Annotated in this window: 18 protein-coding genes and 1 pseudogene; 12 read left to right on the top strand and 7 right to left on the bottom strand. The window is 65.4% G+C overall.

Annotated features, from left to right (window positions below; genetic code table 11):
* Positions 1-81 precede the first annotated feature (81 nt).
* The 9 genes from VGN62_RS08800 (at position 82) to VGN62_RS08760 (ending at position 9,207) form a co-directional block, all read left to right on the top strand.
* Positions 82-1,350: a S8 family serine peptidase gene (locus VGN62_RS08800; protein ID WP_327452835.1), complete on the top strand. Its 1,269-nt coding sequence runs from the start codon at positions 82-84 to the stop codon at positions 1,348-1,350.
* An 84-nt stretch (positions 1,351-1,434) separates the two neighbouring features.
* Positions 1,435-2,301, top strand: a complete 867-nt coding sequence (locus tag VGN62_RS08795) for a hypothetical protein (protein WP_327452833.1) — start codon at positions 1,435-1,437, stop codon at positions 2,299-2,301.
* Between the two features lie 413 nt (positions 2,302-2,714).
* A complete protein-coding gene (locus VGN62_RS08790; protein WP_327452831.1) occupies positions 2,715-3,575 on the top strand; it encodes a helix-turn-helix domain-containing protein in 861 nt (286 codons plus the stop codon).
* Positions 3,576-3,689: 114 nt separating this feature from the next.
* The gene (locus VGN62_RS08785; RefSeq protein WP_414713263.1) at positions 3,690-4,637 is read left to right on the top strand and encodes a tetratricopeptide repeat protein; all 948 of its coding nucleotides are present in this window, start codon (positions 3,690-3,692) and stop codon (positions 4,635-4,637) included.
* Positions 4,591-5,595, top strand: a complete 1,005-nt coding sequence (gene tilS, locus VGN62_RS08780) for a tRNA lysidine(34) synthetase TilS (RefSeq protein ID WP_327452827.1) — start codon at positions 4,591-4,593, stop codon at positions 5,593-5,595. Before VGN62_RS08785 ends, tilS begins: the two co-directional genes overlap by 47 nt.
* 81 nt (positions 5,596-5,676) lie before the next feature.
* Positions 5,677-7,620, top strand: a complete 1,944-nt coding sequence (gene ftsH, locus VGN62_RS08775) for an ATP-dependent zinc metalloprotease FtsH (protein ID WP_327452825.1) — start codon at positions 5,677-5,679, stop codon at positions 7,618-7,620.
* Positions 7,621-7,681: 61 nt separating this feature from the next.
* Complete coding sequence (locus VGN62_RS08770; RefSeq protein ID WP_327452823.1) at positions 7,682-8,068, top strand: hypothetical protein; 387 nt, start codon at positions 7,682-7,684, stop codon at positions 8,066-8,068.
* A gap of 40 nt (positions 8,069-8,108) precedes the next feature.
* Positions 8,109-8,594 (top strand): hypothetical protein, encoded by a 486-nt coding sequence (locus VGN62_RS08765; protein ID WP_327452821.1) that lies wholly within the window; start codon positions 8,109-8,111, stop codon positions 8,592-8,594.
* 7 nt (positions 8,595-8,601) lie between these two features.
* On the top strand, positions 8,602-9,207 hold the full coding sequence (locus VGN62_RS08760; protein WP_327452819.1) for a DUF3800 domain-containing protein: 606 nt from the start codon (positions 8,602-8,604) through the stop codon (positions 9,205-9,207).
* Positions 9,208-9,260: 53 nt separating this feature from the next.
* Here VGN62_RS08760 and rpoZ read toward each other — a convergent pair whose 3' ends face one another.
* On the bottom strand, positions 9,261-9,605 hold the full coding sequence (gene rpoZ, locus VGN62_RS08755; RefSeq protein ID WP_037515032.1) for a DNA-directed RNA polymerase subunit omega: 345 nt from the start codon (positions 9,603-9,605) through the stop codon (positions 9,261-9,263).
* 154 nt (positions 9,606-9,759) lie between these two features.
* On the opposite strand from rpoZ, the gene VGN62_RS08750 reads away from it, so the two are divergent.
* Positions 9,760-10,950 carry a phosphatidylserine/phosphatidylglycerophosphate/cardiolipin synthase family protein gene (locus tag VGN62_RS08750; RefSeq protein ID WP_327452816.1) on the top strand — a complete coding sequence of 397 codons (1,191 nt, stop codon included), beginning with the start codon at positions 9,760-9,762 and terminating at the stop codon, positions 10,948-10,950.
* On the opposite strand, the gene VGN62_RS08745 is transcribed toward VGN62_RS08750, so the two are convergent.
* Positions 10,947-11,585 (bottom strand): class I SAM-dependent methyltransferase, encoded by a 639-nt coding sequence (locus VGN62_RS08745; RefSeq protein WP_327452814.1) that lies wholly within the window; start codon positions 11,583-11,585, stop codon positions 10,947-10,949. The genes VGN62_RS08750 and VGN62_RS08745 overlap by 4 nt on opposite strands.
* Positions 11,586-11,732: 147 nt before the next feature.
* Here VGN62_RS08745 and VGN62_RS08740 point away from each other — a divergent pair, with 147 nt between their 5' ends.
* On the top strand, positions 11,733-13,034 hold the full coding sequence (locus VGN62_RS08740; RefSeq protein ID WP_327452812.1) for an MFS transporter: 1,302 nt from the start codon (positions 11,733-11,735) through the stop codon (positions 13,032-13,034).
* A gap of 12 nt (positions 13,035-13,046) precedes the next feature.
* On the opposite strand, the gene VGN62_RS08735 is transcribed toward VGN62_RS08740, so the two are convergent.
* The gene (locus VGN62_RS08735; protein WP_414713262.1) at positions 13,047-15,368 is read right to left on the bottom strand and encodes a CDC48 family AAA ATPase; all 2,322 of its coding nucleotides are present in this window, start codon (positions 15,366-15,368) and stop codon (positions 13,047-13,049) included.
* Between the two features lie 144 nt (positions 15,369-15,512).
* On the opposite strand from VGN62_RS08735, the gene VGN62_RS08730 reads away from it, so the two are divergent.
* Positions 15,513-16,391, top strand: a complete 879-nt coding sequence (locus VGN62_RS08730; RefSeq protein ID WP_327452810.1) for a LysR substrate-binding domain-containing protein — start codon at positions 15,513-15,515, stop codon at positions 16,389-16,391.
* 9 nt (positions 16,392-16,400) lie between these two features.
* Here VGN62_RS08730 and VGN62_RS08725 read toward each other — a convergent pair whose 3' ends face one another.
* From VGN62_RS08725 to VGN62_RS08710, 4 genes and pseudogenes are all read right to left on the bottom strand, one after another.
* On the bottom strand, positions 16,401-17,486 hold the full coding sequence (locus VGN62_RS08725; protein WP_327452808.1) for an AI-2E family transporter: 1,086 nt from the start codon (positions 17,484-17,486) through the stop codon (positions 16,401-16,403).
* 475 nt (positions 17,487-17,961) lie between these two features.
* Positions 17,962-18,735: a hypothetical protein gene (locus VGN62_RS08720; RefSeq protein ID WP_327452806.1), complete on the bottom strand. Its 774-nt coding sequence runs from the start codon at positions 18,733-18,735 to the stop codon at positions 17,962-17,964.
* The gene (locus VGN62_RS08715) at positions 18,728-19,585 is read right to left on the bottom strand and encodes a hypothetical protein (RefSeq protein WP_327452803.1); all 858 of its coding nucleotides are present in this window, start codon (positions 19,583-19,585) and stop codon (positions 18,728-18,730) included. Before VGN62_RS08715 ends, VGN62_RS08720 begins: the two co-directional genes overlap by 8 nt.
* Before the next feature lie 55 nt (positions 19,586-19,640).
* Positions 19,641-19,821: pseudogene (locus VGN62_RS08710) on the bottom strand (DNA polymerase III subunit epsilon); the annotation flags it as partial.

Genomic DNA, 19,821 nt, shown 5'->3' with positions numbered 1-19,821 from the left:
ACGCCCTTCTATCGTTTCTTCCACAACCTGCTAAATTTTTTTCGGGAAAGGTCGCCCGTTCGGGACGTTGTGAGAGACAAGATGAAGTTCCGCACCATAATCCTGTCGTTCGCCTGCCTTTTCCTCGGCGGAACCGGAGCGCATGTCGCCGCGCAGATCGAATTGCCGCCAGTCCAGCTTCCCGACGCGGCGCGCACGCTTCCGGCGCTCCCCGAACTCGACACCGGCCCGTTGATATCGGTCGGCGACCAGCTCACTCGGGTCAGGCTCGACCGCATTGCCGCATTGGTGCGTGGCAATCGCGACCATATCGAACTCGACGATCGCGGCGAACCCGCGGTGCGCGGAATACTGATCGCGAGCGGTGTTGACGCGGCAATGATCGCGCTCGCCGCCGACAAAGGCTTTGTGCTGATCGACCGCGAAAGCATCAAGGGTCTCGGACTCCAGATCGCGCGCTTTCGCGTGCCCGACGGACGCAGCCTCGGCCGCGCGCGCAAGCAGCTTGCGAAACTCCTCCCCGGCGCCGAAATCGATGTCGACAACATCTATTTCGCGAGCGGATCGGGCGGCGCCCTTCCGCATGCCGCGCTGGCCGCTTCGGCCGGTGATGGCACGGCGAGGCTGGGCCTGATCGACAGCGGCGTCGCGGCGCACCCGTCGGTTGCGGGACGCGTCGAACAGCGTGGTTTCGCCAAGGGCGCACCGTCGGCCAGCCGCCATGGCACCGCGGTTGCGTCGCTCCTCATCGGCGACGGATCGGTGCGCGGCGCCGCGGCGGGGCAGCGGCTGCTCGCCGCCGATGTCTATGGCACCGACCCGGCAGGCGGCAGCGCCAGCGCGATCGCGCGCGCGCTCGGCTGGCTTGCGCAGAGCGGCGCCGCGGTGACGACGATCAGCCTCGTCGGCCCCGACAACAAGCTGCTTGCCTCCGCGGTTGCGCGGGCGCAGCAGCGCGGCATGCTGATCGTCGCAGCGGTCGGCAACGACGGCCCCGCAGCACCGCCCGCTTATCCGGCATCCTATCGCGGCGTGTTCGCGGTCACCGGTGTTGATCGCAAAGACCGCGCGCTTCCCGAAGCGGGCCGCGCACTCCATGTCGATTTTGCCGCGCCGGGGGACGGCGTGCTAGCGGCGACCGGGGTGGGCAGCATGGATCGCCTGCGCGGGACCTCTTTCGCGGCGCCGCTGGTCGCCGGGCGGCTTTCGCTGCGCTACCCGGCCCCCGCGATCGACCGCATCGGTCCGGCGGTCGCCGCGCTCGTCATGGAAGCCCGCGATCTCGGCAAGACAGGCCGCGACAAGACCTATGGCCACGGCCTGATTTGCGGCACCTGTGGCGACCGCTGAACTTTTCCCGGAATAAATTCAAACGCGCCGTCGTTCTCTTCACAGGCCCACCCCCTCCGGGCCAAAGATTTGAGGAGAAGGACAATGGCACATCGCATTTTCATTTCGGCTCTCGCGCTCGCCGCGTCGGCCATGGCCCTTTCGACGCCGGCTTCAGCGCAGTTGCTGGGCGGCAGCGGCGGCCTTGGGGGCGGCCTTGGCGGCGGCTTGGGTGGCAGCCTCGGCAGCACGCTCGGCAACCCCACCGGACCCATCGGCGGCACCCTTGGGTCCGCCGGCGACCTGACCGGTTCGGGCCGCGGCGACACGAGCATCGATCGTCGCTCGGGCCGCGTACAGGGCAAGAGCAGCGCCGACGCGAACGGCAAGGGTTCGGCAAACGGCAACGGCAACCTGCTCGGTAACAGCGTCGGCGGCGACGCCAGCGGCTCGGGCAGCGCGTCAGGCAGCGGCAGCCTCGATGCGCAGGCAGTCGGCACCGATTTCGTCGGCAGCACCGCGCGCAGCGCGGTGGGGACTGCAAGGGGCGCCGCTTCGGCCGCCGCCGACACGGCACGCGGTGCGGCCGGGACTGTCCGCGACCGGACGGGCTCCGCGCTGTCGAACGTCTCGGGCAGCGCGAGTGGCGCCGGCTCGGTCGCGGGCAGCTTCCAGGGCAGCCTTGGTCAGCTTGCCGCCGCCGGCAGCGGGGCGGCGAACGGAGCTGGCATGTTCGCGATCGAACCGGGCATGGCGGTGACCGATGCGCGCGGCAAGGTGATCGGCTATGTCCAGGAACTGCGCCAGACCGGCGGCGGGGTCGTGCAGGCGGTGACCGTCGAGGTCGGCAATCGCGTCGCGACACTTCCTGCTGCGAGCTTCGCAGGCTCCGGCAACGTACTCGTCACGGGGATGACGAAGGGCGAACTCAAGGATACGGCCAAACAGCAGGAAGACACGAGCGCCGACTAAGACATCAATTGAAGGAAGGAATGCGCCGACCTCCGGGACGGCGCATTCCTTTCATCCGATAACAGGCACCTGCAAAGCTGACGCATGCCGATTTTCGGGCGCAGCAACGTTCCTCAAGACCGAAGTCAGACGGAAGGTAGCCGACCGTCAGCTGATCCCGCGTTCAAACGCCTGTTGCTCGCAAGTTATATTATCGGGGTTCCCGCTTTCGCGCGAAGGCGTCCGTTCACCGCTCCCGAAACCCGCCTTCCATTGCACCGCAACGCGAACGATCCGAACGCCGCTCCAACGATCCCAGATCTGCATCTTTTCAGCCGGGCGTTTACCGAACTTCATTTGACTTTCGCGCGTTCCCAATGCGATGAACGGGCGACACGGTCGATCTGGGTCAAACGGCCGGCACGGAGACAGCAATGACGGATGAGGACGTCGCCCCGGAGCAGGGCGAGTTGGCGATCACGCGCACCGGCGATCGGCTTCGGCTGGCGCGGGAAGCCGCGGGGCTGTCGCTTGCCGATGTTGCGACGCGCACGCGCATCACCCAGCGCCATCTGGCTGCGATCGAAAAGTCCGATTTTTCCGAACTTCCGGGCCGGACCTATGTCACCGGTTTCGCGCGCGCCTATGCCCGCGCCGTCGACCTTCCCGAGGCCGAGATCGGCGCCGCGGTTCGCCAGGAACTCGAAGAAGACGCCTATGGCTCGCGGCCGCTTTACGAAGCCTATGAGCCGACCGACCCGGCACGCCTGCCGACCGCGCGGCTGACCTGGACGCTGGTCATCGTCACCTTGTTGCTGGCGTCGGCTTATGGCGTCTGGCGCTTCCTTTCGGTCGAACCCGACGAAGCCCTGATCGCCGCGCAGAATCGCGACGCCGATGCGTCCGAAGCGCCGCAGAATGATGCCGCCGCTGCGCCCGCGACAAAGGCCGGGGCGGCCGCCATCGCGGCGAACGCACCCGTCGTGCTGACGGGCTTGTCGGAGGTCTGGATCGGCTTCGACGACGCGCAGGGCAAGACCGAGAATTGGCGGACGCTCGATGCCGGCGAAACCTATCAGGTGCCGCCGGATTATATCGAGAAGTTCACGCTGCGCACGAGCATCCCGCAGGCCTTGAAGGTCACAGTCGGCGGCCGCGACGTCGGCGCGATCGGCGCCGCCGACACGCTGGTCAAGAATGTCTCGCTGAAGCCCGCCGACCTTGTCGCGCGCGCCGAAGGCAATGGAGCCACCGGCGCTGCGGCACCGGCGGCACGGGCGCAGCCCAAGGGCTGAAACGCCGATCATTCGGGCCGGTTCGAGCGGCAGCGCACCGAAATGGGTTTGCGCTGCTGCGCTTTGCCGCGTTATGGACGACAAAATGGTTAATTTGTGGGGACCTTACGGCAGATGATGATGCGTCAGATTACCTTCCTCGGAGCGGCAACGCTGGCCCTCGCAGCGACAATGCCCGCCGCGGCGCAGGACAACACGATCGGCAAGCGCGTGGAACGGCTCGAAAAGGAAATGCGCGCGGTCCAGCGTTCGGTCTTCCCGGGCGGCAGCCCGACCTTTTTCGAAGGCGAGATCGCGCCCGACAACACCCCCGGCGAGCGGTCGCGCACCACCGCCCCGGTGATCGACCTGACCGCGCGCGTCGACGCGCTCGAATCCCAGCTCCAGACGCTCACCGGCCAGACCGAGCAGAACGCCTTCCAGCTTCGCGAACTCGAAAAACAGTTCACCGCCTATAAGGCCGAAATGGAGAAGCGCTTCGCCGATCCCGCTGCGGTCGCCGCTCCGACCGCAACGCCCGCCAGCCTCGCGCCGGTCGTGAAGCCGCCCGCGGCCGCGACCACCGTCGCCGCAACCCCGGTGAAGAAGCCCGCAGCGACGCCCGCTGCAAAACCCGCAGCCTCCGACGCAGCGCGCCTCGCACTCGTCAAGAAGGTCGAGGTCCCGGCGAGCGGCAACGAGACCAAGGACGCCTATGATTACGGCTACCGCCTTTGGGAAGCCAAGCTTTACCCCGAAGCGCAAGCCCAACTGAAGCAGGTCGTCACCAAATGGCCGAAGAGCAGCCAGGCGAGCTTTGCGCAGAACCTCCTCGGCCGCGCCTATCTCGACGAAGGCAAACCCAGCCTCGCCGCCGTCGCCTTCTACAATAATTACAAGGACCGCCCCAGCGGCGCGCGCGCGCCGCACAGCCTGATGTACATGGGCGTCGCGCTCGACAAGCTTGGCCGCAAGGCCGACGCCTGCAAGGCGTTCCGCGAACTCGACGAAGTCTATGGCGACAAGGCGCCGCAGGATGTCCGCACCGATGCTGCCGCCGCAAAAGCAAAAGCAGGCTGCTGATCGCGACGTCGCCGGCCGACTGGCTGGCGACCTCGCCGCGCTCCTCGGCCCGGGCTGGCACCGCCTTCACTATGGCGTCGCCGTTTCGGGGGGCCCCGACAGCATGGCGCTGCTGTGGCTGATGGCCTCGCTGCTGCCCGGACAGGTCTGGGCAGCGACGGTCGATCATGGCCTCCGCAAAGGGTCGGACGAGGAAGCCCGCATGGTCGCGGGCTTTTGCGAACGCGAACATATCCCGCATTCGACGCTGCGCCCGCCGACGCCGATCAAGGGATCGCAGCAGGCTGCGGCACGCACCGAGCGTTACCGCCTGCTCGAACAATGGCGCGAGGCAAATGCGCTCAATCATATCGTCACCGCGCATCACGCCGACGACCAGCTCGAAACGATCGTCATGCGGCTCAACCGGTCGAGCGGTGTCGGCGGCCTTGCCGCGATCCGCGCGAAGAATGGCGTCATCCTGCGCCCGCTACTCAACTGGCGGCGGCGCGAACTCGTCGACCTCGCACTCGACAACGACCTACCCTTCGTCGACGATCCGTCGAACAGCGACAATCGCTTCGACCGCGCGCGGCTGCGCCATGCGCTCCGGTCGCAGACCGCGCTCGATCCCGTCGCGGCGGCGCGCTCCGCCGCGTGGCTTGCCGAGGCCGACGAGGCACTCGACTGGGCGGTCGAGCGGCTGATCGCCGGCTGGCCCGACGCATCGGACATCGCAGTGATCCGCGACGACGGCTATCCGCCCGAGATGTTCCGGCGCATCGTCGCGCAGCGGCTGCGCGCCAATGCACCGCAGCTCGTGCTGCGCGGCGCGTCGCTCGACGGCGTGATTGCCGCGATGCACGAAGGCCGCCGCGCGATGGTCGGGGCGCTGCTGATCGACGCGGTGCGGGGTCTTGAAGGGACGATTTGGCGCATTTCCGCGGCGCCGCGCCGGAAAGTCCCTAAAAAGGGCTGATTGCCTCATTGTCATTTAACCCGATTATCCTATCTTGTGCGGATAGGAGCGCAGTGCCGCGCCGTTGAGGAAAGATTCCGAATGCAGGACGACAAGGAACCGCAGGGCAATCCCTGGATGAAGAGCGTGATGATCTGGAGCGGCATCCTGCTGGCCATGCTCCTCGTCGCCTCGATGTTCGGCGGCGCATCGCAGCCCGCGGGCAATCCGCTTGCCTATTCGGAATTCCGCCAGAAGGTCGAGGAAGGCGCGGTCAAGGAGGTCGTCCTCTCCGAAGACAAGGTGACCGGCACGCTGTCGAATGGCGACCGCTTCACCGCGAACGTCGTGCGCGACCCAGAACTTTTGAAGATGCTCAACGACAATGGCGTCAAATATGACGGCAAGCCTGCCGAAGTGCCGAATTTCTGGATGTATATGCTCGTCCAGTCGCTGCCCTTCCTGCTGATCCTCGGCATCGCCTTCTTCGTCTTCCGCCAGGTGCAGAAGAACAATGGCTCGGGCGCGATGGGCTTCGGCAAGTCGCGCGCCAAGATGCTCACCGAAAAGCAGGGCCGCGTCACCTTCGACGATGTCGCGGGTATCGACGAAGCGCGCGAAGAGCTCGAGGAAATCGTCGAGTTCCTGCGCGATCCGACCAAATTCTCGAAGCTAGGCGGCCAGATTCCGAAGGGCGCGCTGCTCGTCGGCTCGCCCGGCACCGGCAAGACCTTGCTCGCCCGCGCGATCGCGGGTGAAGCGGGCGTTCCCTTCTTCACGATTTCGGGTTCGGACTTCGTCGAAATGTTTGTCGGCGTCGGCGCGAGCCGCGTCCGTGACATGTTCGAACAGGCGAAGCGCAACGCGCCGTGCATCGTCTTCATCGACGAAATCGACGCGGTCGGCCGCCATCGCGGCGCCGGCCTCGGCAACGGCAATGACGAACGCGAACAGACGCTGAACCAGCTGCTCGTCGAAATGGACGGCTTCGAGGCGAACGAAGGCATCATCATCGTCGCCGCGACGAACCGCCCCGACGTGCTCGACCCTGCCCTCCTCCGCCCGGGCCGCTTCGACCGCCAGGTCGTCGTCCCGCGCCCCGACATCGAGGGCCGCCAGAAGATCCTCGAGGTCCACACGCGCAAGAAGCCGCTGGCACCCGACGTCGACCTGCGCCGCGTCGCGCGCGGCACGCCCGGCTTCTCGGGCGCCGATCTGGCCAATCTTTGCAACGAAGCCGCGCTGCTCGCGGCGCGCAAGGGCAAGCGCCTGATCGCCAACGACGAGTTCGAGGAAGCCAAGGACAAGGTCATGATGGGCGCCGAACGCCGCTCGATGGTCATGACCGAGGACGAGAAGAAGGCGACCGCCTATCACGAGGCGGGTCACGCGCTCGTCTCGCTGCACGTCGAGCATAATGACCCGCTGCACAAGGTGACGATCATCCCGCGTGGCCGCGCGCTGGGCGTGACGTGGAACCTGCCCGAACGCGACCGCTATTCGCAGAATATGAAACAGATGAAGGCGCGCCTCGCGCTCTGCTTCGGTGGTCGCATCGCCGAACAGCTTATCTACGGCAAGGACGAGCTCAACACCGGCGCGTCGAACGATATCCAGCAGGCGACCGACATGGCTCGCGCGATGGTCATGGAATATGGCATGTCCGAAAAGCTCGGCTGGCTGCGTTACCGCGACAATCAGGACGAGGTGTTCCTCGGCCACAGCGTGTCGCGCGCGCAGAATATGTCCGAAGAAACCGCCAAGCTGATCGACGCCGAAGTGCGCCGCCTCGTCGAGGAAGGCGAAAAGGTCGCGCGCAAGGTGCTCACCGACAATATCGACGAGCTCCACCTGCTCGCCGGTGCGCTGCTCGAATATGAGACGCTGTCGGGCGAGGAAGCCAAGCGCGCGATCAAGGGCGAAGACATCGGCCGCGAGGACGATGCCGACAAGCGCGGCAAGCCCGTTTCGGGCCATGCCGGCGGTATCCCGCAGATCAAGCGCAAGCCGCGCCCGTTCGGCGACGCCAATCCGCAGGGCGCCTAGGCCTCGCGCCTAGCCCCTTCGATTCAGGGACTATTCATTGGGTGAGGGCAAGTTGCGGCATATGACCAACCGGACATATGCACGCCTCTTGCCCGCCCTGCTCGCAGCCCCCTTGCTTTGCGCGATGGCGCCAGGCGACATGAGCGTCGCTGCGTTCCTCGCGCGCGCAGCATCGCTCGAACGGCTTGGCCCGCTCGCGCTCGCGACGCCGCAGGGCAACCAGCTCAAGGGCGAAGTCGTCGCCGCGGGCAAGCGCTACAAGGCGCGGATCGACGCCGAACGCCGCGCAGGCCGCAAGACGACGAGTTGCCCGCCCGAATCGGGGAGCCTGAGCCCCGATCAATGGCTCGCCCATCTTCGCAGCTACCCCGCTCCCGTACGCAGCAAGGTCAGCGTCTATTCGGCGTTCGATGCGCTGATGAAGAAACGCTATCCCTGCCCCGCCTGATGCGCCAAAGGTGCGAACAGGACCAAGGGAGAGCGAGACGATGGGCAAGAGGCGGGACATTCTGGCTGCGGCGGCAGCGCTTCTGGCGATCGGTACCCAGCCGGCATTCGCGCAGGGTACCCCGGCGCTAACAAGCAAGGTCGAACTCGAAAAAACGGTCCCCGGCCAAAACGGCCAGCCCGCGACCCAATCCTATATCACGCCTGACGTCGTTGTTCCGGGTGACCGGGTACGCATCTCGCTCACTTTCACCAATAACGGCACGAAGCCCGCGTCGGGGGTCGTGATCGCCAATCCCATTCCGCAAGCGCTGATGTTTGATGGCACGAACGATGTGGAGGATTTCAGCGTATCGGCCGACGGAGGCAAAAAATATGGCGCGCTCGCGTCATTGACCGTTCCGGTCGAAGGCGCCGCTCCCCGCCCCGCCACGGCGGCCGACGTCACCCATGTCCGTTGGCAATGGCCAGACGCCATTGCGCCAGGTCAGAGCCGCTCGACCGCCTTCTTCGGACGCGTGCGGTAACCGCGAAATGACCATCTATTGCGATGAATCGGGCGGCCTCAACGCCGGGGCGATGACCTTCTCCGCAGTGATGCTGACGCCGGACACCGCAAGCGAAATCCACGAACGCTTTCGCGGCGTCACCGGGCTGCGCGGCGAGCTCAAGGGCAGCCGGATCAGCCTTGTCGAGCGCGCCTATCTGCTCGAACTCTTCGATCGCGCCGGCGGACGCGCATGGGTCGCGGTTGCGGAGCGCGACAAGCTCGCGCACAATCCCGGCGGCACCCTCCCCAGCGACCTCGCGCTCTATGCCGCGCTGCTCAATCTCGCGATCGGGCGCTGGCTTCCCGAAACGGGCGGGGTCTGCACCGACGTCGTGATCGACGATGGGCGCTACGACCCCAAGATCCTTGCGCACGTGCGCGAAGAGATCCAGGCGGGGCTCGGCCAATGGGGTCGCGCCTCGCTCGCCGACAGTCGTCGCAGCGACGGCGTCCAGATCGCCGACGTCATCGCGAACAGCCTGTTCAACATCACGATCGGTTCGCCGCGCGCGCATCGCATCCAGCGAATCCTCGATCCGATGCTCGCGTCGAAAGCGATCCGCATCGCCGAGTTGACGCACGTTTCATAACAAAAGGGCCGCAGTTTCCTGCGGCCCCCTTGGTGATATCGTCGACGCAGCGCTTATTCGAAGTCGCTGCCACCGCCTGCGGGGCTGCGCGGCGGCGCCGCTGCGGTCAGGCGAAGCGCCTCCGCCGAACGGCTGATCGAGCTGATTTCATCGGGCGTATCGTCATCGTCGACGACGACCTTCTGCATCGAACCGACGAGCGTTTCCTTGAGGTCCTTCGGACGCACGGTCTGTTCGGCGATCTCGCGCAGCGCGACGACGGGGTTCTTGTCGCGGTCGCGGTCGACGGTCAGTTCCGAACCGCCCGAGATTTCGCGGGCGCGGTGCGCCGACAGCAGAACCAGGTCGAAACGGTTGGGAACTTTGTCGACGCAATCCTCGACGGTAACGCGGGCCATGTTGTTTCCTTAGATATAGGAGAGGCCAGCCTTTTTGGGGGCGTGGCGGCAAGCGCTGCGCGCTAGCAGCCCGGCGTGCCGATGTCAATCAAAGCGCGGCTTTCGCGTCGCCCTCCCCTTGCGGGGCGCACGGCGGCCAGCCTATGAGCGGGCGATGACCGCAGCCTGCGCCCCCGTCGACCTGTCGCCAAGGCTGACGGCAGATGTCGCCGGTCATCGGCTGGAGCTGATCTTCGACGGCGGCGAACGGCTGGTGCGGTTGCTCGACCTGATCAACGGCGCGGCGCACAGCATCGACATCATCATGTATATCTTCGAAGGCGACGCGGCGGGCACACGCATCGTCGACGCGCTGCTGGTAGCCGCGAAACGCGGCGTCCGCGTGCGCGCTGTCATCGACAGCTTCGGATCGGGCGACACCCCCGACAGCCTGTTCGCGCCGCTGCGCACGGCAGGCGGCAGCGTCACCTTCTTCTCGCGCCGCTGGCGGTCAACCTATCTGATCCGCAACCATCAGAAACTGATCCTCATCGACGACCATGTCGCAGTCACCGGCGGCTTCAACATCGCCGACGATTATTTGAGCCCGCCGCGCAGCGATTGCTGGTTCGATATCGGGATGATCGTCAAGGGACCCACGGTGGCGCGCGCCGCGCGCTGGTTCGACGAAATCCACGATTATGCGGTCAACGACGACGGCAAGCTGCTGATGCTGCGGCGGATGATCCGCGAATGGCCGATCGACGGCGGGGCGGTATCCTGGCTCGTCGGCGGCCCGACCCAGCGCCTGTCGCCATGGGCGCGCGCGGTGCGGGCCGATCTTGCCGACGCGCGCCAGCTCGATATGGCGATGGCCTATTTCTCGCCCGGACAGGGCATGCTCCGCCGGCTCGGCCGCGTGGCGCGGCGCGGACGGGCGCGCTTCGTGATGGCGGGCAAGTCCGACAATCCGGCGACGATCGGCGCGTCGCGGCTGCTCTATGGCTATCTGCTGCGTAAGACCGCGGATATCTGGGAATATCAGCCGTGCCGGCTGCACATGAAGCTGATCGTCATCGACGATATCGTCTATATCGGGTCGGCCAATTTCGACGTGCGCAGCCTGTTCGTGAACGTCGAAGTGATGGTGCGCATCGCCGATGCGGGTTTTGCCCAAAAGATGCGCAATTTCCTCGGCAGCCTGAAGCCAGACTGCGACATCGTCACCCCGGATTCGCACAAGGCGCGCGGCAACTGGCTGACGCGCATCCGCTGGACGCTCGCGTGGTTCGTCGTCGGTTTCGTCGATTATACGGTATCGCGAAAATTGAACTTCGGGCTCGGCGACCCCGACCCGGAAGTTTAGTCTTTCCAGCCCCAGAACAGGAAACAGGGCGGGACGTTCACCCATTCGAACGCATTGTCGATGCGGGTGAAATGCGCGGCGAGAAAATCGCGCGCGCGGGCCCGGAACTGATAGACGAGGAATGCGCCGCCGGGGCGCAACACGCGGTGCGTCGCCGCTGCGATCGCGGGGCCGACGCCGGCGGGCAGCGTCGAGAAAGGCAGGCCCGAAAGGACATAATCGGCGTGCTCGAACCCGTGTGCGCGGACGATATCCTCGACATCGGCCGCCGATCCGTGGACCGCGATGAAGCGGCTGTCCCGGATATCCTTGCGCAGATAGTCGATGAAATCCTCGTTCGTGTCGATCGCGATCAGCGTCGCATCGCCCGCCATGCGTTCGAGCACAGGGCGGCAGAAGGTGCCGACGCCCGGGCCATATTCGACGAACAGCTTCGTGTTCTTCCAGTCGACGGGGCGCAGCATGTGGCGGATCAGCGTCGGCGACGACGGCACGATCGATCCCACCATGACCGGATGCTTGATGAAGCCGCGGACGAACATGCCCCACGGCCCGAAAAAGCGCTGAAGCCCCTCGCGAACCCGGCGGGCCAGCGGAGCTTTTGTTTCTTGGGCCTGCGCCCGCGGATTGGTCATGGTGGCTTTCGCGTTGTTGCGGTTAGCAAAGGCGTGGCAAAATCGACGCCGGGGCGCAAGGAAAGAGTCTGTCTTGACTCTGGACAGCGGGGCGCCCGCGTGTAGGGAGAGGCTGCGTTACCGACCAGAGCCAAGGAGGGGGCGAACATGGCGACCACATCGCATTCGATCCCCTCTGACCGCATGGCGGTGCTGTTTGCGGTGATGCTGGTCGCCGCCGCGGGCAACACCGCGATGCAGTCGATCCTGCCCGCGATCGGCGCCAAACTGCACATTCCCGACGTCTGGGTCAGCCTGGCGTTCAGCTGGTCGGCGCTGCTCTGGGTGCTCACCGCACCGCACTGGGCGCGCCAGTCGGACAAGCGCGGGCGCAAGGCGCTGATGGCGCTCGGCGTCGTCGGCTTCCTGTCGTCGATGGCGCTGTGCGGCCTCGTGCTATGGTCGGGCCTTGCGGGCTGGCTCGCGGCGGGGACGACCTTCATTCTCTTCGCGCTGTTCCGCAGCCTCTATGGCGGGCTCGGATCGGCGGCGCCGCCCGCGGTGCAGGCCTATGTCGCCGCGCGCACCGACCCCGACCAACGCACGCAGGCGTTGTCGCTGGTATCCTCCTCATTCGGGCTCGGCACCGTGATCGGACCCGCGATCGCGCCTTTCTTCATCCTGCCGATCGTCGGCCTCGCCGGCCCGCTGCTCGTTTTCGCGGCCATCGGGCTTGCGGTGCTCATCGCGCTGCGCTGGCGCCTGCCCGATGATGTGCCGCGCTTCGCGGCGCGCGGCGCGATCGTTTCCTACCCCACGACGGGTGGCTCACCGCAAACCGCCGCCGAAGAAGCCGAAGACCAGATTCTCGATCCGGGCGCCGACGCCCCTGCCCTGCGCTGGACCGACACGCGCGTGCGCCCCTGGCTGCTGGCCGGCCTGTTCGGCGGCCAGGCGCAGGCGATGATGCTCGGCGTGATCGGCTTCCTGATCCTCGACCGGCTGCACCTCCGCCTTCGTCCCGACGAAGGCGCCGCGATGACTGGAATCGTGCTGATGGCGGGTGCCTTCGCCACCTTGCTCTCGCAATGGGGGCTGATCCCGCTCCTGAAAATGTCACCGCGCGCAGCGGTGCTCAGCGGCGCGAGCCTCGGCGGAATCGGCACGGTGATGACGGGGCTGTCCTTCGATTTCCACGGCATCGTGATCGGTTTCGCGCTCGCTTCGCTCGGCTTCGGCCTGTTCCGTCCCGGTTTTACCGCGGGCGCATCGCTGTCGGTGCCCCGCCGCGATCAGGGCAGCGTCGCGGGGATGACCGCATCGATCAACGGGTCGGCCTATATCGTGTCGCCCGCGATCGGGGTGCTACTCTATAACTGGCACCCGATGGTCGCCTACGGCCTGATGGCCGGTTTTTGCGGCTGGCTGGTCCTGTGGGGCTGGTCGGCGTTGAAGCCTAACCAGCCCTAGGATCCTTGCAGCTCAGTCTTTCGGTTCCTCATGCTTGCGCTCGCGCGAGGGCTTGAGCATCCCCGGCGCGAAGAAGCCGATCGGATCGACGCTCATCGCCGCCTGCTTGATCTCGCCCTGGATCTTTTCATAATCCTTTTCCATCGCCTCGGTCACCGAAGCGCGCGTGTCCTTCAGCGCGGTCTCGAAATCCTCCATCGTCACCGTGTCGCTGTCCATCGAGCGCTTGAGCGCGGCCAGCCCGGCGCGGCGGGTCAGATCCTCAAGGTCCGCGCCGGTGAAGCGATCGGACTTTTCGGCGAGCACGCCGAGGTCGACATCCTGCGCCAGCGGCATCTTGCCCGTCTGGATTTCGAGGATGCGCTTGCGGCCCTCGGCATTGGGCACCGACACATAGATCAATTCGTCGAGGCGACCTGGACGAAGCAGCGCCGGGTCGATCAGGTTCGGGCGATTCGTTGCGCCGATCACGACGACCGACTGCATCTCCTCGATCCCGTCCATCTCGGCGAGGATCGTGTTGACGACGCGTTCGGTCACCTGCGGCTCGCCCGACGTTCCGCTGCCGCGCGCGGGCACGAGGCTGTCGAGTTCGTCGATGAAGATGATCGTCGGCGCAACGGCGCGCGCGCGCTGGAACAGCCGTGCGATCTGCTGCTCGCTCTCGCCATACCATTTGGAGAGCAGGTCCGACGATTTGATCGAAATGAAGTTCGCATCGGATTCGCGCGCCGCGGCTTTCGCCAGCAAGGTCTTGCCGGTTCCAGGCGGGCCATAGAGCAGGAAGCCCTTGGCTGCACGGATGCCGAGCCGCCGGAACGCCTCGGGATTTTTAAGCGGCAGTTCGATCCCCTCGATCAGCTTGTCGCGCGCGGCGTCGAGCCCGCCGATGTCGCTCCAACGCGTCTTCGGCGCCTGCACCATCACTTCGCGCATCGCCGACGGCTGGACGCGCTTCAGCGCATTGTTGAAGTCGTCGCGCGTGACGCGCAATTCCTCGAGCACCTCGGCGGGGATCGTCCCTTCCTCAAGGTTCAGCTTGGGCATGATCCGCCGCACCGCCTCGATCGCGGCTTCGCGCGTGAGCGCCGCCATGTCGGCGCCGACAAAGCCAAAGGTCGTGCGCGCGAGCTCGGCGAGGTCGACATCCTCGGCGAGCGGCATGCCGCGCGTGTGGATGCCGAGGATTTCGCGGCGCCCGCTCTCATCGGGAACGCCTATCACGATCTCGCGGTCGAACCGGCCTGGACGCCGCAGCGCCTCGTCGATCGCGTCAGGCCTGTTGGTGGCCGCGATCACGACGAGGTTGGTGCGCGGTTCAAGGCCGTCCATCAACGTGAGCAATTGCGCGACGAGGCGCTTTTCGGCCTCCCCCTGCACCTGCCCGCGCTTCGGCGCGATCGAATCGATTTCGTCGATGAACAGGATCGACGGCGCCGACTTCGCTGCCTGTTCGAAGATATCGCGCAGCCGCTTTTCGGATTCACCATAAGCGCTACCCATGATCTCGGGACCGTTGATCAGGAAGAATTGCGCTTCGCTTTCGTTCGCAACGGCGCGCGCAAGACGCGTCTTGCCCGTTCCCGGCGGGCCGTGCAGCAACACGCCGCGCGGCGGATCGACGCCGAGGCGACGGAAGAGTTCGGGGTAGCGCAGCGGCAGCTCGACCATCTCGCGAAGCTGGTCGATCGTCTCGCCCAGCCCGCCAAGGTCGTCATAGGTGACGTCGGTGCGGCGCGCGTCCTGCGGCTCCTGATATTCCGGCAGCAGCTCGATTTCGGTATTCTCGTCGATGAAGACGACGCCCTTGGGGCTCGCTGACACGACGAGCAGGCGCACCTCGGCAAGCGCATAGGCGGGCGCGTTGAGCATCTGGCGGAGCTGCGGCGGCATGTCGCCCGACGGCAGTCGCTGCTGCCCGGCGGTTGCGACCGTATCGCCCGCGACGAGCGGACGGCCGAAGAAGCTGCGTTTGAGCGCATTGGCCGACCCCTGCAGCCGCAGATTCTCCTGCGCCGGAGCAAACACGACGCGCGTTGCGGGACGCGTCTCGACGCGGGTCAGCACGACCATGTCGCCCGCGCCGGCGCCGGCATTGGCGCGCTGGAGGCCGTCGAGGCGGATCACCTCCAGCCCCTCATCCTCGGCATAGGGCAGCACGACGCGCGAAGCGGTCTCGCGCTTGCCGCTGATCTGAATAATATCGCCCTCGGTGACGCCCAGTTCGGCCATCGCCGAGCGCGGAATACGGGCGATTCCGCCGCCGCTTTCTTCGGCACGGGCATTCGCCACCTGCAGTTTCACCTGTTTTTCTTTTACCGCTGCGTCGGCCAATGCGCGTCTCCCTCAAAAAGGTCAGAATGCCGAAGATAGGATGGTCGTTCCCGATTTACGACCCCCACGCGTCGCGCCAATTTATGACGCACTGCACAAAATTCTGGCATGTCCGCGACGGTCATGTCATCATCGGCAACGGATATGCCACGCCTACCCCCTATCAGCAGCATGGAAGCCTTTCTGGAGGTTGCCCGCCATGGCACGGTCAAGGCCGCAGCGATCGAGCTCGGCCTGTCGATGCCCGCGCTGTCGCGCCGGATCCAGACGCTCGAACATGCCGTCGGCCGTCCACTGTTCAATCGCCACCATCACGGGCTGAGCCTGACCGAAGCCGGACGCGCGCTCCACGAACAATTGTCGCCGATCCTCGATGAACTGCGCACGGTGATCGGCCAGGTCGGCAGCCCCGACGCGTCGCTGCGGCTCCACCTCAACGTCCTGCCGCTGTTCGCGCAGCAGCGGCTTTTCCCGCGTCTTCCCGAACTCAGGCGTCAGCATCCCGAGCTCCATATCGACATCGACACGATGTCGCATGCCGAGGCGCGGCTGGGCGACGGGATCGACGCGGCGATCGCGCTCGCGCGGTCGATCGACCCCGCGCTCTACGCCGCGCGCCTCGATCAGGACAAGGTCTTCCCGATCGCCTCGCGAACGCTGATGGACGGCAACCGGCCGATTACGGTGCCCGAACAGATGCAGCGGATGACGATCCTGCTCCACCGCGAAATGCCCGAGACCTTCACCGAATGGAAGAAGGCGATCGGCATGCCCTATCTGGAACCCGCCGGGATCGACTATTTCGATTCGGGCCCGCTGATGCTCGAGGCCGCGGCGCAGGGTATCGGGGTCGCCTTCATGCACGGGCACCATCTCGACGACGCGCACGACCCGCGGCTCATCCGCCTGTTCGACTTCGACGTCGACAGCCCGTACAGCTATTGGTTCGTGTGCCGCCCGCGCGCGCTGCGCCAGCCCGCGGTCAAGCTGTTCCACGACTGGCTGCTCGCCGCGAAAATCTAATCTGCGACGTCAGGCCTTTGCCGCGGCGGCCGATTCGCGGCGCATGTCGGCGGCGATATCCCAGACGGCGATGAACATCGCGGCGATCACCGGGCCGATGACGATGCCGTGAAACCCGAAGAGCTGGAGCCCGCCCAGCGTCGTGATCAGCACGACATAGTCGGGTATGCGCGTTTCGCGGCCGACAAGGATCGGGCGGAGGACATTGTCGACCATGCCGATGACGAATAGCCCGCAGAAGACGAGGACCACGCCCTGCCAGATCGCGCCGGTAACGAACAGATAGAGAGCCATCGGCACCCAGACGAGGCCGGTGCCGACCGCGGGCAATAGCGACGCCGCCCCCATCAGCACGCCCCATAGCAAAGGCGCCTCGACGCCCAAGGCCCACAGCACCAGCCCGCCGATCAGCCCTTGCAGGATCGCGACGACGATGCTGCCCTTGATCGTCGCCCGCACGACGATGATGAAGCGTTTGACGAGCAGTTCGAGATGGTCGGTGCGCAGCGGCACCGCCGCAACGATACGCCGCTGTATCTTGTGCCCGTCGCGGATCAGGAAATAGGTGAGGTAGAGCATCACCGCGAGCTTGATCAGCAAGCCGAACAGGCTTTGCCCGAACAATAGCGCCTGTCCCAGGATCGCGCGAACGCCGTCGGCCGCCCCGCCGCCCAGCATATCGCGCGCCGCCGCAAAGTTGGTGAGGCCGAGCCGCTGGAGCGCCGCCGATGCCCATTGCGGCAGCCCCGCCCGGAAATCAGCGAGAATCTGGACGGGGTTGATCTCGCCCGACTGGATCCGGCTGTAAATCGTCGTCGCCTCGCCCACCAACGCGCCGGTCAGGATCGCGGCGGGCAGGATCACGATAGCGATGATCAGCAGCAGGGTGAGCAGCGCCGCGCTGCTTGGCCGCTGCGGCATCCGGTCGAGCAGGCGCTGATAGACGGGTGTGAACAGGATCGCCGCGATCACCGCCCACAAGATCGCCGCAAAAAAGGGCGCGAGAACCAGCGCGAACGCCAGCGTGATCGCAATCAGGATGGCGAGGAAGGACCAGCGATCACCCGCCGCGCGGTAATTTCGCTTGTCCGTCATGCCCTACCCCTCTTGCGCCAGATCAGCCGCTTTTTCCTAGCCCGGACAACGGGTTTGGCAAAGCACCGAAAACAGCGCGGCCGCCGGCGGGGTGTCGATGATGGAAGGAAATGCCGTTGCCCCTTACGACGTTCGCAAAGGGCAATCGGTATCTCAAGGAGTTATAGCCAAATCTGCTACTTAAGCGAAGTGGGGTTTTTGGCACCCCTGCCACTTATCAGGTTCGCTGGATTGAACGCAAAAAAGCGACATTCTGGCCGACATGATGTGGCTGATCACGAAGGCCAGCATACGCGAGCGTTGTTAATTTAGTTATCGCGGGTGTGGTTCAGCCATGAGCAGCCCAAGCGCTCCCTCAATTACGGGGGCGAACCGGACGTCGTCGCGATGAACTGCCCCGCCATTCACGTAAGCATTTCCATTCCAGATTATCGGCTGCGCCCCGCCGAAGCAGCCCCTACCCTACCGCGCGGAGTCACACAGTAAGACCTCCCGCTCCGACGATAACCGACAACAAATGGCTTGTAAGCGCAGACGCGCCCTTTCGGTAAGCGATTTCACCCCAATCATCCCAACGGTGCACTCGCTCGGCGAGCCAGGCGAAGAGGTCATCACGCGATTCTGCATCGGCGAAGGACTGCGACCACGCGATATTGCGCGTCGGCATCCGCGCGCCAACCTTAAGTCCGGTCAACGTCACCAGGTATCGACTTCCGAAATCTTCGCGCGCGAACAGATGGCGACGAAATCCAACCTGCTGCTCAAAGGTGATCAGCGCACGCTCTCGTGCCTCGGCGTCGAGCCCCTTGCTCGCACTTACCGCGGCGACAACCGCCGACATTGGCAAGCGCTCGAATTCCGGCTCGCGCGTGGCCTGCAGCATCATGAGGACCGAATTCCCCAAAGAGGTCAGTCCCCCGTCGAAAAAATTCCTCTCGTTCGATTTCCCGACCATTCCGATGCTGGCGAGCCAGCACTGATAGAAACGCCAGAACATCATGTCCCCGCCAAAAATGTCGTGCTGACGCTCTTCGCCGCACCACATCGACTTTATCGCGGTCATCACCCTCAGCATCAGTTCATGCTGTTCGGGCACGAAGTGGACCGGCGGGAAGCCAAGTTCACCTTCCCAGAAGGCGTCCCTGACGCTTGCCCAATTTCGCCCAGCCTCATCCTCGTAGCCGCGCGGATTGGCTCGAAGCCACCAGCCCCACGGGAGTTCGCCGAGGTGACGCTCAAAGTCAGCCACGGCGACCCCCGCGACCAGGATCGAGGCCGAGCGGCGGCGGCGCGCTATCGCGCGCGGGCGCCGCGCCTCCTTCAGCGATTGCTCGCAGCTGAGCCGCGAGGGCAATCGTTTCCCTGACAACATATGCGTCGTCGCGATATATCCGTGCAAGCTCCGACGACTTCGATCCGGAGGAACTCGGCGTAGCGTTCGGAATAAGATCGTAGGCATGATCGCAACTGAAGCCGAACCACCACGCATGCGGATCTTCGACCCTGTGGTCGGTTGCGTGTTCGACCGGATGGTAAACCGCCGGTCGTAATGTCACGTGGCAGATGCGTCGCGCCTCGACGGCTAACCGACGCATCGGACTCGGCCCTTCTTCGCACAGTCTTGAATAAGTCAAACCCCCATGCACATCGATCCCGATGTCTGGCGGAACTGCGTTGGCATCCCAGCCCCAGAGGGGGTGGTCGTGTGGAATGCCGACAAATCCGGAGAGAAAACCATCGCCCGTGTTACGCAACATGATGCAGTCGTATCCGCTCGTCGCATCGCGCCAACTCACCTTGTCCGCCTCACCAAGCCACGGCCCCTTGCCGCCGGGCCGCGCGGCCTGATCGTAGAATATTTCTTCCGCGGGAACGACGCATTCGCGGGTTGCATAGGCGCGGCCGCTGACGAGACCGACGCCGCCTTCTCGCGCGACTTCGCCTCCAACGCCGATTAGTTTTGCCAGAGCGAGTTCGGAGTCGACGATCGACAGCAGCGTGTCGTCCGTAGCGGGCCCGACAGCAAGCGTGGCAGCCTTTCGTTTGACGGGCGCCTTATGCCTTCCGGTCGGGACGAGCCTGGTGGACTTTTTGGTCATGCCTTTTCTCCAGTCTAATAACGGGTGCCGATGCGCATAGTTTCTGGCTGAGCGTTCATGGCGGTCGGTTCGATGGCGCTGTCGGTGCGTAGCGTTCCCGCCACGTCAGCCGCTCGATGATCGGTCCAAGAGCTCGGGGATTGGCCTCCATCGAGTAGACATGACTGGCGAGCCACCATTCCTCCTCGGCGCGACGGGCGTCGGGCACTTCTCGCCACCAGCATTTCGGATTGCTC

Origin of the sequence: Sphingopyxis sp. (genome assembly GCF_035998905.1) — a bacterium.
Classification (GTDB): domain Bacteria; phylum Pseudomonadota; class Alphaproteobacteria; order Sphingomonadales; family Sphingomonadaceae; genus Sphingopyxis.
Note: the sequence above shows the minus strand (reverse complement) of the source record. Positions and strands in the feature narration are given on the sequence as shown.

What these genes read in the sequence shown, in the direction of transcription:
- VGN62_RS08725 (WP_327452808.1), bottom strand. Translation starts at nt 17,486, where the DNA reads ATGACGGACAAGCGAAATTACCGCGCGGCGGGTGATCGCTGGTCCTTC.
- ftsH (WP_327452825.1), top strand. Translation starts at nt 5,677, where the DNA reads ATGCAGGACGACAAGGAACCGCAGGGCAATCCCTGGATGAAGAGCGTG.
- VGN62_RS08740 (WP_327452812.1), top strand. Translation starts at nt 11,733, where the DNA reads ATGGCGACCACATCGCATTCGATCCCCTCTGACCGCATGGCGGTGCTG.
- VGN62_RS08770 (WP_327452823.1), top strand. Translation starts at nt 7,682, where the DNA reads ATGACCAACCGGACATATGCACGCCTCTTGCCCGCCCTGCTCGCAGCC.
- VGN62_RS08715 (WP_327452803.1), bottom strand. Translation starts at nt 19,585, where the DNA reads ATGACCAAAAAGTCCACCAGGCTCGTCCCGACCGGAAGGCATAAGGCG.
- VGN62_RS08760 (WP_327452819.1), top strand. Translation starts at nt 8,602, where the DNA reads ATGACCATCTATTGCGATGAATCGGGCGGCCTCAACGCCGGGGCGATG.
- VGN62_RS08795 (WP_327452833.1), top strand. Translation starts at nt 1,435, where the DNA reads ATGGCACATCGCATTTTCATTTCGGCTCTCGCGCTCGCCGCGTCGGCC.
- VGN62_RS08750 (WP_327452816.1), top strand. Translation starts at nt 9,760, where the DNA reads ATGACCGCAGCCTGCGCCCCCGTCGACCTGTCGCCAAGGCTGACGGCA.
- VGN62_RS08765 (WP_327452821.1), top strand. Translation starts at nt 8,109, where the DNA reads ATGGGCAAGAGGCGGGACATTCTGGCTGCGGCGGCAGCGCTTCTGGCG.
- tilS (WP_327452827.1), top strand. Translation starts at nt 4,591, where the DNA reads ATGTCCGCACCGATGCTGCCGCCGCAAAAGCAAAAGCAGGCTGCTGAT.
- VGN62_RS08800 (WP_327452835.1), top strand. Translation starts at nt 82, where the DNA reads ATGAAGTTCCGCACCATAATCCTGTCGTTCGCCTGCCTTTTCCTCGGC.
- VGN62_RS08730 (WP_327452810.1), top strand. Translation starts at nt 15,513, where the DNA reads ATGCCACGCCTACCCCCTATCAGCAGCATGGAAGCCTTTCTGGAGGTT.
- VGN62_RS08785 (WP_414713263.1), top strand. Translation starts at nt 3,690, where the DNA reads ATGATGATGCGTCAGATTACCTTCCTCGGAGCGGCAACGCTGGCCCTC.
- rpoZ (WP_037515032.1), bottom strand. Translation starts at nt 9,605, where the DNA reads ATGGCCCGCGTTACCGTCGAGGATTGCGTCGACAAAGTTCCCAACCGT.
- VGN62_RS08745 (WP_327452814.1), bottom strand. Translation starts at nt 11,585, where the DNA reads ATGACCAATCCGCGGGCGCAGGCCCAAGAAACAAAAGCTCCGCTGGCC.
- VGN62_RS08790 (WP_327452831.1), top strand. Translation starts at nt 2,715, where the DNA reads ATGACGGATGAGGACGTCGCCCCGGAGCAGGGCGAGTTGGCGATCACG.